The organism is Streptomyces sp. G5(2025) (assembly GCF_049542075.1).
GTDB lineage: Bacteria > Actinomycetota > Actinomycetes > Streptomycetales > Streptomycetaceae > Streptomyces.
In genome coordinates this window covers 3,127,542-3,143,023 of record NZ_JBMUZT010000006.1, presented here as the reverse complement: position 1 = coordinate 3,143,023, position 15,482 = coordinate 3,127,542, and the positions used below count along the sequence as shown (strand labels likewise).

Genomic DNA, 15,482 nt, shown 5'->3' with positions numbered 1-15,482 from the left:
TCCGGGAGGGCGAGGGCGGCCCGGAGAGCCACAAGGACGTCTCCCCGTCTCCCTCATCGGCACCGCCTCGCTGCGCGCGCTCGGCGACCTGCTCGGTGACGCCGGCCCCGTCGACGTACGGCGGTTGCGCAAGAACATCGTCGTGGAGACCGACGAACCCTGGATCGAGGAGGACTGGATCGGCCGCGAGATCGTCCTCGGCGGCGGACACGGCACGACCCCGCTCCGGCTGCGCGGCATCAAGCGCGTCAAGCGCTGCGTCATGGTCACCCAGGCCCAGCCCGGCCTCCCCGTGGACAACCGCGTCCTCAAGACGCTCACCGCCGCCCGCGACATGTGCGCCGGCATTCACACGGACGTCGTGACGCCCGCGCCGCTCGCCCTCGGCGACACGGTGGCCGTCCGGTGAACCGGCGCACCACATCGGCCCTGCTCGCGCTGGTCACCGTCCCCGCGCTGCTCACCGGCTGCGATCTCGGCGCCGGTCAGCGGGGCGGCGGCAAGGACGGCAGTGGCGCCGCCGGGTCCGACGCGCGGGCGGGTTCCGCGTCGGCGGCCGTCGACACGCTCACGGTCAAGGGCCGCGCGCCCAAGACGGGTTACGACCGGGGCCGGTTCGGCAGTGCGTGGGCCGACACGGACTCCAACGGCTGCCCCACCAGGGACGACATACTCAAGCGGGACCTGAGGGATGTCACGTATCAGAGCTCACGCTCACGTGAGGGTGAGGAGTGCAGGGTCATCTCGGGCAGGCTCGCGCCCGACCCCTACACCGGCAAGGACGTGACGTTCCGGCGCGGCCGCAGCCAGGTCGACATCGACCATCTCGTCGCCCTCTCGGACGCCTGGCAGAAGGGCGCGGCCCGCTGGGCGCCGAGCAAACGCATCGCCTTCGCCAACGACCCGCTCAACCTCGTCGCCGTCGACGCCGGTCCCAACCGCAGCAAGGGCGACGGCGACACCGCGACCTGGCTGCCGCCGCGCAAGGCCTACCGCTGCGCGTATGTGGCCGGGCAGGTCGCGGTGAAGAAGAAGTACGGGGTATGGGTGACGGCGGCGGAGCGGGACGCGATGAGGAGGGTGCTGTCGACCTGCCCGGCCCAGAAACTCCCGACCGGAACGGCCCCGACGACGGCACCGCCCCGCTTCCACGCCCGCTGACCCTTGAGCGGCAGCCCTTGAAGTGGCCCTGAAGTGGCCCTGAAGGGCCCTGAAGGGGCGCGGGGAACTGCGCGACCAGCCACGACGAACCCGCAGTCGGCGACTGGCCGCCACCCCGCGGACGGCACCCGAGGCCACCCCGCGGCCACCCACCGGAACTGGATACCGCCCACCCCGCGGGACGCGTACCGTGCGGACGCATGAACCTCAAGATCACGACCCTCGCCGAGCGCCCCGAACTCGCCGGCCCTCTCTGGAACATGGCGGAGGACTGGCCGGAGTTCATCCTCCACGACCCGGTCGGCTGGTCACTGATCGGCCGCATCGTCGCGGACCTCCCCGAGTACGTCCTCGTCGCCACGGACGAGGACAACGGCAGGGGGGAGGGGAACGGCAAGGGCAAAGGGGACGGCAAGGTCGTCGCCCGAGCCTTCAGCGTGCCGCTCGCCCTACGCGCCCGCGGCGAGGCCGAACTGCCCGACGGCGGCTGGGACCAGGTCCTGCTGTGGGCCTTCTCCGACCTGCGGCACGGCAAGGCGGCGGACACGGTGAGCGCCATAGAGATAACCGTCGACGAGGCGGCGCGCGGCAGGGGCGTCTCCGGGCGGATGCTCGCCGCGATGCGGGACAACGCCCGCACCCGCGGCTTCCGCGAGGTCGTCGCGCCCGTGCGCCCCAACGCCAAGCATCTCGAACCGGCGACGCCCATCGACGAGTACGCCCACCGCACGCGCGAGGACGGCCTGCCCCACGACCCGTGGCTGCGGGTGCACGTGCGCGCGGGCGGCGTCATCGAGAAGGTCGCGCACGCCTCCATGACGGTGTCCGGGTCGATCGCGCAGTGGCGCGAGTGGACCGGGCTGCCCTTCGACAAGGAGGGGCCCGTCGAGGTGCCGGGCGCGCTGGTGCCGGTGCACTGCGAGCCGGAGCGCGGCTACGGCGTGTACGTCGAGCCGAACGTGTGGGTTCGGCACGCCCTGTGACACGCCGTTACCGGCTATGACTCAGAGCTTGTCGAGGTCGAGGACGTCGCCGGTCGGCGGCGTCGTCTTCACCGGCTTCTCGTAGTCGCCGAAGGACAGGGACTCCACCTTCCCGCCGGTCTTGGTGTCGACCTTCAGCAGGTACGGCTTGCCCTCGGTGGCGACGTACAGCGTGTACTTCGTCTTGCCGTCGCTCTCCATGAGCTTGATCGCGGGGGTGCCGTCGACCTTGGTCGTCCCGCCCTTGCGGGCCGCGGAGTGGACGTCCTTGAAGTCGGCGAGCAGGACGTCGAGGTCGCAGAACCCGGCGATCTCCTTGGCGTCGGCGCTCGTCGCCTTCGTCTTCACCCAGCGGTCGGCCATCATGTCCACCGCGGCCTGTACGTCGGCCTCGGGCTCCCCCTTGGTCTGGGCGCGCAGGAGCTTCTCGTCGTACTTCATGTAGACGGTCTTGCCCGGGACGATCAGTTCGACCGAGCCCTCTTTGTTCATTCCCATCGTGCCCGCGCACTTGCCCTTGGTGTCCACGGCCATGTCCAGGGAGATCAGACCGGACGCCTCGTCCGTGACCTCGCCCTTGATGCTGAGCGACTTGGCGCCCGAGGTCGCCTTGACGGCCTTGTCGGCGATCTCGCCGCCGGACATGTTCGCGAAGGGCCCCGCCGCCTTACCGGCCTTGTCGGCCTTGTCGGTGTCGCTGCCGCAGGCCGTGAGACCGGCGGTGGCGGCGGTGGCGAGGCAGACGGCGGCGATGGCGGTACGGCGCAGGCGCAGGTGGTGACGCATGGGAATCCCCCCGGGAAGTCGGTTGATGGCGACATCACAACAGATTTCTGTGAACCGAGTCAACATGAGACAGTGTGGACTGTGGATCAACAGGCGTGAAGCCGTTCGTGCCGGTGATCAGGTGATCATCTGGGTATGCTCGACCGCGCGCGACTGACCCCGCGCGACGAGGGGAGCTGCTGCATGAAGCCGCGGGACGACGCGACCGAGGTGACCGCCGCCGGAATCGCCCGGCTGGCCGGGGTGGGACGCGCCGCCGTCAGCAACTGGCGCCGCAGACACGGCGACTTCCCCAAACCCGTGGGCGGTACGGAGACCAGCCCCTCCTTCGCGCTCGCCGAGGTCGAACGCTGGCTGCGCGCCCAGGGCAAACTCGTCGAGGTCCCGTTGCGTGAGCGCGTGTGGCAGCAGCTCGCCGGGCACCCCGCCGGGCCCGTCACCGCCCTCCTGCACGCCGGCTGCGCCCTGCTCCTGGTCCGTGACCGGCCACCGGCCTGGCTCGCGCTCAGCGCCGCCTCGGACGAACGGCTGGCCCGGCTCCTGCCCGGCGAACTCGAATCCGTCGTGGCCTCGCGGTTCGGGGCCCGGCGCGAGAGAGCCGTGCGCGTCCCCGAGCCCGCCGAACTCCTGCCCTCCGTCCCGCTGTTGCGCGGCGTCGCCGAGCTGGCGGCCGAGCTCGGCGCCCGGGGCACGTACGAGTTCCTGCTCGGCCGGCAGACCGACGCCAACCCCCGCCAGTACACGCTGACCCCGGCCGGACCCGCCGCGCTCATGGCCGGACTCGCCGCGAGCACGGCCGAACCCGCCGCGAGCACGCCCCAGCCGCGTACCGTCCTCGACCCCGCCTGCGGCACCGGCGCCCTGCTCCGCGCCGTCGCGCCGCGCCCCGACCAGTACCTGTACGGCCAGGACAGCGCGCCCGAACTGGCCGCCCTCACCGCGCTGCGCCTCGCCCTGCACTCCGACGCGACCGTCCGCACGATGGCCGCCGACACCCTGCGCGCCGACGCCTACGACGACCGCAGGGCCGATGTCGTGCTCTGCCACCCTCCGTTCAACGAACGCAACTGGGGCCACGACGAACTGGCCTACGACACCCGCTGGGAGTACGGCTTCCCGGCCCGCGCCGAGTCCGAACTGGCCTGGGTGCAGCACGCGTTGGCCCGCCTCGTCGACGGCGGCACCGCCGTCCTGCTGATGCCGCCCGCCGCCGCATCCCGCCGCTCGGGCCGCCGCATCCGGGCCGACCTGCTGCGGCGCGGGGCGCTGCGCGCGGTCATCGCGCTGCCGGCCGGGGCGGCGCCGCCGTACAACCTCCCGCTGCACGTCTGGGTGGTGCGCAGGCCGGGCCCGGCCGTGCGGCCCGCCCCCGAGCTGCTCCTCGTGGAGGCGGCCGGGGTGCCCGACGCCGACGGCCGCGACAAACAGCTGTGGCCCGCCGTGCAGGACGCCGTGCTCGACGCCTGGCACCGCTTCGACCGGCACGGCACGGTCGAGGAGCGCCCCGGCCTCGCCCGCTCGGTGCCGGTGCTCGAACTCCTCGACGACGAGGTCGACCTGGCCCCGGCCCGGCGGCTGCCGCCCCCAGCCGCGGGCAGCGGCACCACCGAGCTGGCCACCGTGCGCACGAGCCTCGGCGAGGCGCTGCGCCGGGCCGCGGACCTGACCCCGCCCCTGACCCTGCCCCCGCCTCTTGCCCCGGACGGCCCCGCCGACCCCGCGGCCGCGGCCCGGCCGCCGCTGACCACCGTCGGCGAACTGGCCCGCGCGGGCGCCCTGACCCTGCACACCGGGACCGGCGCCGGGAGCGGCGGCGTCCCCGTCCTCACCGACCACGACGTCCTGACCGGCGGCGCGCCCTCCGGCACCCCCCACGAGGCCACCCCGGACGACACGGTCGTACGCACCGAGCCCGGCGACGTCATCGTCCCCGTCTTCGGCGGCGGGGCCGCGGCCCGCGTCGTCGACGAGTCCACCGCGGGCGCCGCGCTCGGCCGCGGCCTCGCCCTGCTGCGCCCCGACCCGGCCGCGCTCGACCCGTGGTTCCTCGCCGGCTTCCTGCGCGGCACCGCGGGCCACCGCCGGGCCAGCAGTTACGCCTCCACCGCCGCCCGGCTCGACGTCCGCCGCCTCCGGCTGCCCCGCCTGCCGCTGGCCGGGCAGCGCGGCTACAGCGAGCGGTTCCGGGAACTGGCCGCCTTCGAGGACGCCTTGCGCCTCGCGGGCCGGCTCGGCGAGCGGCTGGTGCGCGGCATGCACGACGGACTGACGGAGGGCACGCTTCCGGCGGAGTGAGGCGCTTCCCGCCGCACCGCCGTGACCAGTACGACAACGGTTCGGTACAACCCGGGACCGCTCCCCGGTGTCGGCCTATACGCTCGATCCGGATGCGTCGTCCGTCCGTCCTTCGTTCTTCGTTCTTCGTCCTCGTTCGTCTTTCAGGTACCAGGAGCAGCCATGCACGGCCACGGCCACGGCTACGCGCCGCAGCAACCGCCGCCCCCGGCCGGGGGTTCACCGGTGACGCTGCGCGTGCTGTTCGTAGTGCTCGCCGTCGTGACCTGCGGCCTGCTCGCGTGGGCTCCGCTGCTGCGGCTCGTGATCGCGACCCGCAAGGCGTACGACTGGGTCGTCTTCGCCCTCGTGACGGCGCTCGACGTCACCGGGCTCGTGCTGATCGGGGTGGACCCCGGCGAGGAGGAGTTCCAGGGCCCGGGCAACACGGGCATGGTGATCCTGCTCTGCACGCTGATGGCCGCCGTCGCCTACTACCTGTTCGCGGACATACGCCACTTCAGCCGCCTCCGGCAGCCGGCGTTCACCGCCTACGCCCCGCCTCCGGCGCCGCCCGCGGCACAGCCCGCGTACGGCTGTCCGTCAGGGCCGCCGCCCGTCCAGGAGACCACGCCCGCGCCCCCCGCACCCGCCCGCATCCACCAGGTCCGCGCCGAGCTCGACGAGCTGAGCGACTACCTGCGCAAGCAGCAGGGCGGCAACTGACCGTGGCACAGGGCACCGGGACCGGCGGCCGGGGCAGCCGGGTCGTCGCAGGCCGCTATGAACTGTCCACCCTCATCGGCCAGGGCGGCATGGGCCAGGTCTGGACGGCGTACGACCAGCGCCTGGACCGCCGTGTCGCCGTGAAGCTCTTGCGCCCCGACCGCGTCGCGGGCGCCGAGGCCGAGGAGCTGCGCCGCCGCTTCGTGCGCGAGTGCCGTGTCACCGCGCAGGTCGACCACCCCGGCCTCGTCACCGTCCACGACGCGGGCAGCGAGCCCTCCGAGGACGGGGCCCTCTTCCTCGTCATGCAGTACGTCGACGGCGCCGACCTCGGCGACCACCTCGCCGAGCACGACCCCTACCCCTGGCAGTGGACCGTCGCCGTCGCCGCGCAGCTGTGCGCCGTGCTCTCCGCGGTGCACGCCGTGCCGATCGTCCACCGCGACCTCAAGCCGCGGAACGTGATGGTGAAGCAGGACGGCACGATCAGCGTCCTCGACCTCGGCATCGCCTCCGTGATGGACACCGACACCACCCGCCTCACCCACACCGGCTCACCGATCGGCAGCCCCGCGTACATGGCCCCGGAGCAGGCGATGGGCGGCGCGGTCGGCCCGTACACCGACCTCTACGCCCTCGGCGTGCTGATGCACGAACTGCTCAGCGGCGACGTGCCGTTCTCCGGCTCCACCGCCCTCGGCGTGCTGCACCGCCACCTGTACGAGCCGCCGCTGCCGGTCCGCCGGCTGCGCCCCGAGGTGCCCGAGACCCTGGAGTCCCTGGTCCTGCGCCTGCTCGCCAAGGACCCCCAGCACCGCCCCGCCAGCGCCCAGCACGTCTACGAGGAACTGGCGCCGCTGCTGCCCGCCCGCGGCATCCCCTCCGGCCGCCCGCTCGACCCCACCCGGCCCTTCCTGCGGCCGCTCGCGCCCTGGCCGGACCGCGCCGCGACGCCCGCGCCCGCCCCCGACATGCCGTCGCGGCCGCCCGGGCCGCCCGGTTCGCCGCCGCGGCAGGACGTCGCCCGGGCCGTGGAGGACGTCCGGCGCCTCCTCGGCGAGGGCCGCATCACCCAGGCCGTGGACATCCTCGGCGCGATCCTGCCGACCGCCGCCGCCCAGCACGGCGAGCACTCACCCGTCGTACGCACCCTGCGCAAGCAGTACGCGGCCACCCTCATGGACGACGGGCAGTACCGCCGTGCCCTGCCCGAGCTGCGGCGCCTCGCCGACGAGCGGGCCGCCGAGTCCGGCCACGCCGACCCGCACTCCCTCCAGTTCCGCTACGAGGCCGCGCAGTGCCTGGAGCAGCTCGGCGAACCGGCCGCGGCCCTCGCCGAGTACCGCGCGCTGCTCCCCTATTACGAGAACCAGTACGCGACGGACGACCGCCGCCAGTCCCTGGAGATCCGCCGCCGCATCGGCCACCTGCTGCTGGCCCTCGGCGACCGGCCCGCCGCCCACGACACCCTGGCGCGCCTCCTGCATGACGCGGAGCTGCTGCACGGGCCGGGCCACCCGTTCCCCGCGGAGATCCGGCGGACCTTGCTGTGGCTCGGACAGGTGCGCGGCTGACGCTCGTACGGCGGGGCGGAGGGTGCCCCAACTCCCGGGAAATCGTTGGTCGAATAGCTGCCGAATAGCTGGCCGAGAAGACGGCCACTGCCTACCATCGATCACCGCAAGACTTTGTGCACCGCCGCACAATCTCCAACGGGAGGCCCACTTGCACCGCCGTCGTCGCACCGCGCTCGCCCTCTCCACCGCCGCGCTCGTCGCGGCCCCCCTCCTCACCGCCTGCGGCAGCGAGGCGCATCCCGGCGCCGCGGCCGTGGTCGGCGGCGACCGCATCACGGTCGCGCAGCTGGAGAGCCGGGTGAACGAGGTGCGCGACGCGCAGCGGGCCGCCGTCCCCGACGACACGCAGTACGAGCAGGCCATCGCCAAGTCCGGCGGCCTCACCCGCAGCACGCTGCACACGATGGTGCTCGACAAGGTCCTGCACCGCGCGGCCGCCGACGCCGGGGTGAGCGTGACGCGCCGCGACATCCAGCGGATGCGGGCGGGCCTGGAGCAGCAGGCGGGCGGCAGGAAGGCGCTGGAACAGGGCTGGCTCCAGCAGTACGGCGTCGCCCCGGCCCGCCTCGACGACAGCCTGCGCACGGAGATCGAGGCGCAGAAGCTCGCGAAGAAGCTCGGCGCGGACATGCAGTCGCCCGAGGGCCAGGCGCTCTTCTGGAAGGCCCTCACCGCGGCCTCCAAGAAGCTCGACGTCGACCTGAACCCGCGCTACGGCACGTGGGACGTCGACAAGAACAAGCGGGTGGACGCGAAGACGCCGTGGGTGCGGGAGGTCACCGAGGGCGGGGGCTCCGCTCAGGGGTCGCAGGAACCGCAGGCGTAGGCGTAGCCGCGGGCTGGGTTACGTTCGAGAGGTGAACGACACCGAGACCCAGCCCCCGGCCGACGCGTCCACCGGCCGCGTCGTCCTGCTGACCACCAGCCACCGCGTCGCGCCCGGCCTCCTGTCCTGGCCCGCCTGGCAGGCCCTGCGCGGCGCCGACGAGGTGCTGTGCGCCGACGCCGGTCACCCGCAGCTGCCGTACCTGCGCGAGGCGGGCGTGACCGTGACGCACGCGTCGCCGAGCGCCGAGGAGCTGGTGGACGCCTGCGCGGGCGGCCGCACGGTCGTGGTCGTCGCCACCGCCGAGGGCGACCGCCCCCTCACCGACGGCCTGGCCCGCCTCGCCGGCTCGGGCCGCGTCGCGATGCCGGACCTGGAGCTGCTCCCCGCCTCCTACGACCTGCCGGGCGCGCGCCTGCTCGACCTGGTGCAGGTCATGGACCGGATCCGCGTCGCGTGCCCGTGGTCGTCGCGGCAGACGCACAAGGGCCTGGCCAAGTACGCGATCGAGGAGGCGTACGAACTGGTCGAGGCGATCGAGGACGGTGACCGGGAGGAGCTGCGGGAGGAACTCGGCGACGTGCTGCTCCAAGTCGTCTTCCACGCGCGGATCGCGGAGGAGGGCGGCCCCGGCGAGGAGGACGAGCCGTTCTCCATCGACGACGTCGCGGGCGGCATCGTCGACAAGCTCATCCACCGCCACCCGCACGTTTTCGGCGACGACTCGGCGGACACCCCGGAGGACGTGAAGGCGCACTGGCTCCGCACGAAGGCGGTGGAGAAACAGCGCTCATCGGTGACGGAGGGCATCCCCCTCGGCCAGCCGGCCCTGGCCCTGACCGCGAAGCTGGCCTCGCGCGTCCGGACGGCGGGCCTTGAGGTGGAGATGCCGTCGGGGGAGGGCGCGGGCTACGAACTCCTCGCCCTGGCCCTACGGGCGGAGGCACAGGGCGTCGACCCGGAGGCGGCGCTGCGCGCCGCCGCGCGGGCCTACCGCGACGCGGTACGGATGGCCGAAGCCACCGCTTAAGGGACGCGGGAAACAGCGCGAGCAACCACGACGCGCACTCGCCGGGCGAGGGCCGGGCAGACGCGCAGGCGGAAGGGCCCGCCGCAGGCGAGGGAGGGGCGCGGGCGGCCGAAGCCCACCAGGCACCGGCAGCCCGCCCTCGCCACCACCCGCCGCCGGTTACGGTCACCTCATGCACGACCAGCACCCGCACCCCACCCCGCCCGCCACCAAGAGCCCCGTACCGCCCGCCGCAGGCACCCCCGCCCCGCCCAAAACCCCGCAGCCCGACCTCTTCACCTGGGAGTTCGCCACCGATCCTTACCCCGTCTACGCCTGGCTGCGCGAGAACTCCCCGGTACACAGAACCACGCTGCCCAGCGGCGTCGAGGCCTGGCTGGTCACCCGCTACGCGGACGCGCGGCAGGCACTCGCCGACCAGCGGCTCAGCAAGAACCCGGCCCACCACGACGAGCCCGCCCACGCCAAGGGCAAGACCGGCATCCCCGGCGAGCGCAAGGCCGAGCTGATGACACATCTGCTCAACATCGACCCGCCGGACCACACCCGCCTGCGGCTCCTCGTGTCGAAGGCGTTCACCCCGCGCCGAGTCGCCGAGTTCGCACCGCGCGTGCAGGAGCTGACGGACGACCTCATCGACGCCTTCGTGGCGAAGGGCGAGGCCGACCTCATCCACGAGTTCGCCTTCCCGCTCCCCATCTACGCCATCTGCGACCTGCTCGGCGTCCCCCGCGAGGACCAGGACGACTTCCGGGACTGGGCGGGCATGATGATCCGACACGGCGGTGGACCCCGCGGCGGCGTCGCCCGCTCCGTGAAGAAGATGCGCGGCTACCTCGCCGAGCTGATCCACCGCAAGCGCCTCGACCCCGGCGACGACCTCATCTCCGGCCTCATCCGCGCCTCCGACCACGGCGAGCACCTCACGGAGAACGAGGCCGCCGCCATGGCCTTCATCCTCCTCTTCGCCGGCTTCGAGACCACCGTCAATCTCATCGGCAACGGCATGTACGCCCTCCTCACCCACCCCGAGCAGCGCGCACGGCTACAGGAGGCGCTGGCGCGGGGCGACATGGGCCTGCTGGAGACCGGCGTCGAGGAACTGCTCCGCTTCGACGGCCCCGTGGAGCTGGCCACCTGGCGGTTCGCCACCGAGGAGCTGACCATCGGCGGACAGCGGATCGCTGTGGGCGACCCCGTCCTCGTCGTTCTCGCCGCCGCCGACCGCGATCCCGAACGCTTCGAGCGGCCCGACACCCTGGACCTCTCCCGCGGCGACAACCAGCACCTCGGCTACGGCCACGGAATCCACTACTGCCTCGGCGCCCCGCTCGCCCGCCTGGAAGGCCGGACCGCCCTCGCGACGCTGCTCAGGCGCCTGCCCGAGCTGCAACTGGCGGCCGATCCGGCGGATTTGCGGTGGCGTGGCGGGCTGATCATGCGGGGACTGCGCACGCTGCCGGTGAAGTTCACAGACGCACAGAAAACGGCACCGGAACACCAGCCTCCTGACGAGGCGTCACAACTGTGATGTTCGCGTGATCTCCGCTGCATCGACTTGTGACAAGCGTTCGAGTGCGGCTACGTTCACGTCGACTCGGGCACCCGGTGCCCAAGTCGCCGTAACAGTCTCCTGAAAGGCAACCGCATGCTCTCCGGCAATGGTCGTCACCGACGCCCCCGCCAGGCCCCGGCCCTCATCGTCGCGGCAGGAGTCACCGGATCCGCCATCGCCATCCCGCTGCTCGGAGCCACCAGCGCGAGCGCCGCCGAGACGGTCACGTGGGACAAGCTCGCCGAGTGCGAGAGCGGCGGCGCGTGGAGCGCCAACCCCGGGAACGGTTATTACGGAGGACTCCAGCTCTCCGAGGAGATGTGGGAGAAGCACGGCGGCCTCGACTACGCGCCGAGCGCCGACCAGGCCTCCAAGTCCCAGCAGATCGCCGTGGCCGAGCGGATCCTCGACGGGCAGGGCCCGGGAGCCTGGCCGAGCTGCGCCCCGATCGCCGGGCTCACCGATGGCGGTGCGGCGGCCGACGTCGACCCGGGCGACCCGGTCGCCCCGGAGCCCGCCGACCCGTCGGACACGAACGGTCCGACGGGGCCCAAGGAGTCCAAGGGCAAGAAGGCGGACGAGAACACCAACAAGGACGCCGCCAAGGACGCCGCCAAGGACGCCGCCAAGGACTCCGCCAAGGACGCCGACAAGGGCTCCGGCAACGGCACGGGCAAGAACACCGACAAGTCCTCCGGCAAGGCCTCCGACGACACGTCAGAAGCCCCTGCCTCCTCCGACGGCGCGAGCAACGACACGCCCGGTTCGCACGACACCTCCCGAGACAAGAATCACGACAAGGGAGGCAAGGGAGGCAAGGGCGACAACGGCGAGGCCGGAGCGGACCGCACCGGCAAGTCCGGTCGGACGGACAACACTTCCCCGGGTCCGACGACCCGGCCGCCCCCTCCGGCGACTCCGCCCCCGGCCGCCACCGCGGCGACCGCGCGGACGAGAACCCCTCCTCCGGCAGCGAGGGCGGCAGCGGCGGCGACCGTGCGGGCCGGCACGCCTCGCGTGGTGCCGAGCGCACCGGGAAGGTCGCGGACGGGACGTACACGGTCCGCTCCGGTGACAACCTGTCGGCCATCGCGGACGACCTGGACGTCGAGGGCGGTTGGCACGAGCTCTACACCGAGAACAAGAAGACCGTCGGAGCCGACCCGGACCTCATTCTCCCCGGTCAGAGCCTCGATTTGGGCGAAAAGTAAGGGTAATTGACGAACCGTCTACTGGTCGCTTCGCGCTGTATGTCCGTATTGGTGCGAGTGAGAGATGGGTCTCAGAAGCCCTGATCGCCTTTGAAATTCCGGGGATCGCGTGATTACCGTCGTCACCGCCCGCCATTGGTGGGCCCCGCCGGTCGGTACGCCGAATCCTGCCAACGGCCGGACGGGAACAGTCGTCGCTTCGAGCGCCGTAGGCAGGAGCGGGGGACCCAAGGTAAGCCGCCGGGTCCGGACGTCGAGCTCCGAGGAGGAGCGGGACGTACGGGACCGGCTAGGGGTGAAGTCGCACTCAAGAAGTGCGGCCGGGCAACTTCACTGGCCCGAACCCGACAGCTCACCTCGCAGGCGTCGGTGAGGGGATGAACTCATGCTGTTTTCCAGCAAGGGCAAGCACCGTCGTCCGTCCAAGGCCACCCGTGTCGTCACGCTCGCCGGTGTCACCGGTGCCGCCGTGGCCGCCCCGCTGATGGCCGCCGGTTCGGCCTCCGCGGCCACCGGCGCTGAGTGGGACGCCGTCGCCCAGTGCGAGTCCGGCGGCAACTGGTCGATCAACACCGGCAACGGCTACCAGGGCGGCCTGCAGTTCTCGCCCTCCACCTGGGCCGCGTACGGCGGCACGAAGTACGCGCCCACCGCGGACAAGGCCTCCAAGGCCCAGCAGATCGCGATCGCCGAGAAGGTCCTCGCCGGCCAGGGCAAGGGTGCCTGGCCGCACTGTGGCGTCGGCCTCTCGGGTGCCGCGTACAACGGTGGCGCCCCGCAGCAGCAGGCCCCGCAGCAGCAGACGCAGCAGGCCCCGAAGCCGCAGCAGACGCAGCAGCAGGCCGCCCCGCAGCAGCAGGCGGCCCCGCAGCAGGCTCCGAAGCCGCAGCCCGCGCCGCAGACCGAGTCCAAGAAGACCGTCGAGACGCCGACCGGCAAGACGGTCGAGAAGGGCGACGGCGAGTACAAGGTCAAGACCGGCGACACGCTGTCCAAGATCGCTGAGGCGCACGACGTCAAGGGCGGCTGGCAGAAGGTCTACAAGCTCAACGGCGACATCATCGACAACGCCGACTTCATCTACCCGGGCCAGCAGCTCCACCTGAGCTGACCCCGGCTCCCTCCCGAAGAAGCGGCCGTGCCTCGGCGGAAGCACGGCCGCGCTCCCCGTCCCCACGGGCTCCCCGCCCCGGTGCGCATATCCCCCGTACGCACCGGGGCGGGGCCATGTCCGCACCCCGCTCGGTCCCCTTGTTCGCTACCAGCGAGTAGAAAACGTGGGCTTACGCCCTGTTTCCCAGCCATTTGGGGCCTCGCGTGTCCCAGGGGGCGGGCGGTCGGCTGGCCGAAGGCTCCGGGCCGGTTAGGCTCAGGAGACGCAGGGCCGAAGCGGCCCGGCGTAATCGTGTTTACGCGTCACACTCCCAGAAGGAGATGCTCGTGCCGTCCATCGACGTCGTCGTAGCCCGGGAAATCCTGGACTCCCGAGGCAACCCCACGGTCGAGGTCGAGGTCGGCCTCGACGATGGCAGCACCGGTCGTGCCGCCGTCCCGTCCGGTGCCTCCACCGGTGCCTTCGAGGCCATCGAACTCCGTGACGGTGACCCCAACCGTTACCAGGGCAAGGGTGTCGAGAAGGCCGTCCTCGCCGTCATCGAGCAGATCGGCCCGGAGCTCGTCGGCTACGACGCCACCGAGCAGCGCCTGATCGACCAGGCGATGTTCGACCTGGACGCCACCGACAACAAGGGCTCCCTCGGCGCCAACGCCATCCTCGGCGTCTCGCTCGCCGTCGCGCACGCCGCCTCCGAGGCCAGCGACCTGCCGCTGTTCCGCTACCTCGGCGGTCCGAACGCGCACCTGCTGCCCGTCCCGATGATGAACATCCTCAACGGCGGGTCGCACGCCGACTCCAACGTCGACATCCAGGAGTTCATGATCGCGCCGATCGGCGCCGAGTCGTTCTCCGAGGCGCTGCGCTGGGGCACCGAGGTCTACCACACGCTGAAGAAGGTCCTGAAGAGCAAGGGCCTGGCCACCGGCCTCGGCGACGAGGGCGGCTTCGCCCCGAACCTCGACTCCAACCGCGCCGCCCTGGACCTCATCCTTGAGGCCGTCAAGGAGGCCGGCTACGTCCCCGGCGAGCAGATCGCGCTCGCCCTCGACGTCGCCGCGTCCGAGTTCTACAAGGACGGCACGTACCAGTTCGAGGGCGCGTCCCGCACGGCCGCCGAGATGACCGAGTACTACGCGGAGCTCGTCGCCTCGTACCCGCTCGTCTCCATCGAGGACCCGCTGTTCGAGGACGACTGGGCCGGCTGGAACGCCATCACCGAGAAGCTCGGCGACAAGGTGCAGCTCGTCGGCGACGACCTGTTCGTCACCAACCCGGAGCGCCTGGCCCGCGGCATCGAGGAGAACTCCGCGAACGCCCTGCTCGTCAAGGTCAACCAGATCGGTTCGCTGACCGAGACCCTGGACGCCGTCGAGATGGCCCAGCGCAACGGCTTCAAGTGCATGATGTCGCACCGCTCCGGTGAGACCGAGGACGTCACCATCGCCGACCTCGCCGTCGCCACCAACTGCGGCCAGATCAAGACCGGCGCCCCGGCCCGCTCCGAGCGCGTCGCCAAGTACAACCAGCTCCTGCGCATCGAGGAGATCCTCGACGACGCGGCGGTCTACGCAGGCCGCAGCGCGTTCCCGCGGTTTCGCTCCGCGAACCAGTAGCACAGCAAGGGCTGAGCTGTAGCCACGCTGTAGTTACCTACGTCCCCGCACCCGGTCCCGTACCGTGTGCGGGGACGTACGTACGTGTGGCAGCGCGCTGCTCTGGGGAGGCGGAACCATGGCCAAGGCCGGGACCAAGGACCGGTTCTCCACCGCTACCCGACTGCGGCTGCTCGGCGAGCAGACCGCCGAGCGGGTCTACCGCTCCCAGACCAAGCGCCAGGCCCGCCGCTCCCGGCTCACCGGCCGCGCCGCGCTCCTCGCGCTCGTGCTCTGCTCCCTCGTCGTCGCGCTCGCCTATCCGATGCGGCAGTACGTCTCGCAGCGCGCCGAGATCGACGACCTGCGCCGGCAGCAGGCCGAACACCGCGCGGACGTCGAGAAGCTCCGCGACGAGAAGGCCCGCTGGCAGGACGACGCGTACGCGGAGCAGCGCATCCGGGACCGCCTGCACTACGTGATGCCCGGCGAGACCGGCTTCACGGTGATCGACCCGGCGGCGGCGCAGAGCCGCCGCACGGACCAGGGGGTGGCGACGCGCCCCTGGTACTCGAACGTCTGGGACGGCGTCGACAAGGCCGACCGCCCCGACGACTGACCCACGAACATGGAAAGACGGGCAG

At 72.2% G+C, this 15,482-nt stretch carries 14 protein-coding genes and 1 riboswitch; of the genes, 13 read left to right on the top strand and 1 reads right to left on the bottom strand.

Going from position 1 to position 15,482, the window contains the following annotated elements:
* Nucleotides 1–55: 55 nt before the first annotated feature.
* The 3 genes from ACOBQB_RS24980 to ACOBQB_RS24970 all read left to right on the top strand — a co-directional run bounded on the left by ACOBQB_RS24980 (nt 56) and on the right by ACOBQB_RS24970 (nt 2,144).
* On the top strand, nt 56–409 hold the full coding sequence (locus tag ACOBQB_RS24980) for an MOSC domain-containing protein (RefSeq protein WP_423598742.1): 354 nt from the start codon (nt 56–58) through the stop codon (nt 407–409).
* Nucleotides 406–1,161 carry an HNH endonuclease family protein gene (locus tag ACOBQB_RS24975; RefSeq protein WP_423594416.1) on the top strand — a complete coding sequence of 252 codons (756 nt, stop codon included), beginning with the start codon at nt 406–408 and terminating at the stop codon, nt 1,159–1,161. Before ACOBQB_RS24980 ends, ACOBQB_RS24975 begins: the two co-directional genes overlap by 4 nt.
* A gap of 200 nt (nt 1,162–1,361) precedes the next feature.
* Nucleotides 1,362–2,144 (top strand): N-acetyltransferase, encoded by a 783-nt coding sequence (locus ACOBQB_RS24970; RefSeq protein ID WP_423594414.1) that lies wholly within the window; start codon nt 1,362–1,364, stop codon nt 2,142–2,144.
* 21 nt (nt 2,145–2,165) lie between these two features.
* Here ACOBQB_RS24970 and ACOBQB_RS24965 read toward each other — a convergent pair whose 3' ends face one another.
* Complete coding sequence (locus ACOBQB_RS24965; protein WP_423598740.1) at nt 2,166–2,912, bottom strand: hypothetical protein; 747 nt, start codon at nt 2,910–2,912, stop codon at nt 2,166–2,168.
* A 153-nt stretch (nt 2,913–3,065) separates the two neighbouring features.
* Between ACOBQB_RS24965 and ACOBQB_RS24960 the strand changes: the two genes are divergently transcribed.
* From ACOBQB_RS24960 to ACOBQB_RS24915, 10 genes are all read left to right on the top strand, one after another.
* Entirely contained in the window at nt 3,066–5,225 is a 2,160-nt protein-coding gene (locus ACOBQB_RS24960) for an N-6 DNA methylase (RefSeq protein ID WP_423594412.1), read from the top strand.
* Nucleotides 5,226–5,387: 162 nt separating this feature from the next.
* Nucleotides 5,388–5,930, top strand: a complete 543-nt coding sequence (locus ACOBQB_RS24955; RefSeq protein WP_423594410.1) for a hypothetical protein — start codon at nt 5,388–5,390, stop codon at nt 5,928–5,930.
* A 2-nt stretch (nt 5,931–5,932) separates the two neighbouring features.
* Nucleotides 5,933–7,504 (top strand): protein kinase domain-containing protein, encoded by a 1,572-nt coding sequence (locus tag ACOBQB_RS24950; protein WP_423594408.1) that lies wholly within the window; start codon nt 5,933–5,935, stop codon nt 7,502–7,504.
* 151 nt (nt 7,505–7,655) lie between these two features.
* Nucleotides 7,656–8,333 (top strand): SurA N-terminal domain-containing protein, encoded by a 678-nt coding sequence (locus tag ACOBQB_RS24945; protein WP_423594406.1) that lies wholly within the window; start codon nt 7,656–7,658, stop codon nt 8,331–8,333.
* Nucleotides 8,334–8,364: 31 nt separating this feature from the next.
* The gene (locus tag ACOBQB_RS24940; protein WP_423594404.1) at nt 8,365–9,363 is read left to right on the top strand and encodes a nucleoside triphosphate pyrophosphohydrolase; all 999 of its coding nucleotides are present in this window, start codon (nt 8,365–8,367) and stop codon (nt 9,361–9,363) included.
* Nucleotides 9,364–9,535: 172 nt separating this feature from the next.
* Nucleotides 9,536–10,894 (top strand): cytochrome P450 family protein, encoded by a 1,359-nt coding sequence (locus ACOBQB_RS24935; RefSeq protein WP_423594402.1) that lies wholly within the window; start codon nt 9,536–9,538, stop codon nt 10,892–10,894.
* A gap of 117 nt (nt 10,895–11,011) precedes the next feature.
* Complete coding sequence (locus ACOBQB_RS24930; protein WP_423594400.1) at nt 11,012–12,139, top strand: transglycosylase family protein; 1,128 nt, start codon at nt 11,012–11,014, stop codon at nt 12,137–12,139.
* Between the two features lie 184 nt (nt 12,140–12,323).
* Nucleotides 12,324–12,510: riboswitch (cyclic di-AMP (ydaO/yuaA leader) on the top strand.
* 4 nt (nt 12,511–12,514) lie between these two features.
* On the top strand, nt 12,515–13,240 hold the full coding sequence (locus ACOBQB_RS24925) for a transglycosylase family protein (RefSeq protein ID WP_423594398.1): 726 nt from the start codon (nt 12,515–12,517) through the stop codon (nt 13,238–13,240).
* Nucleotides 13,241–13,569: 329 nt separating this feature from the next.
* Nucleotides 13,570–14,859, top strand: a complete 1,290-nt coding sequence (gene eno, locus ACOBQB_RS24920; RefSeq protein ID WP_423594396.1) for a phosphopyruvate hydratase — start codon at nt 13,570–13,572, stop codon at nt 14,857–14,859.
* 118 nt (nt 14,860–14,977) lie between these two features.
* Nucleotides 14,978–15,457: an FtsB family cell division protein gene (locus ACOBQB_RS24915; protein WP_423594394.1), complete on the top strand. Its 480-nt coding sequence runs from the start codon at nt 14,978–14,980 to the stop codon at nt 15,455–15,457.
* The last annotated feature ends 25 nt before the right edge of the window (nt 15,458–15,482 follow it).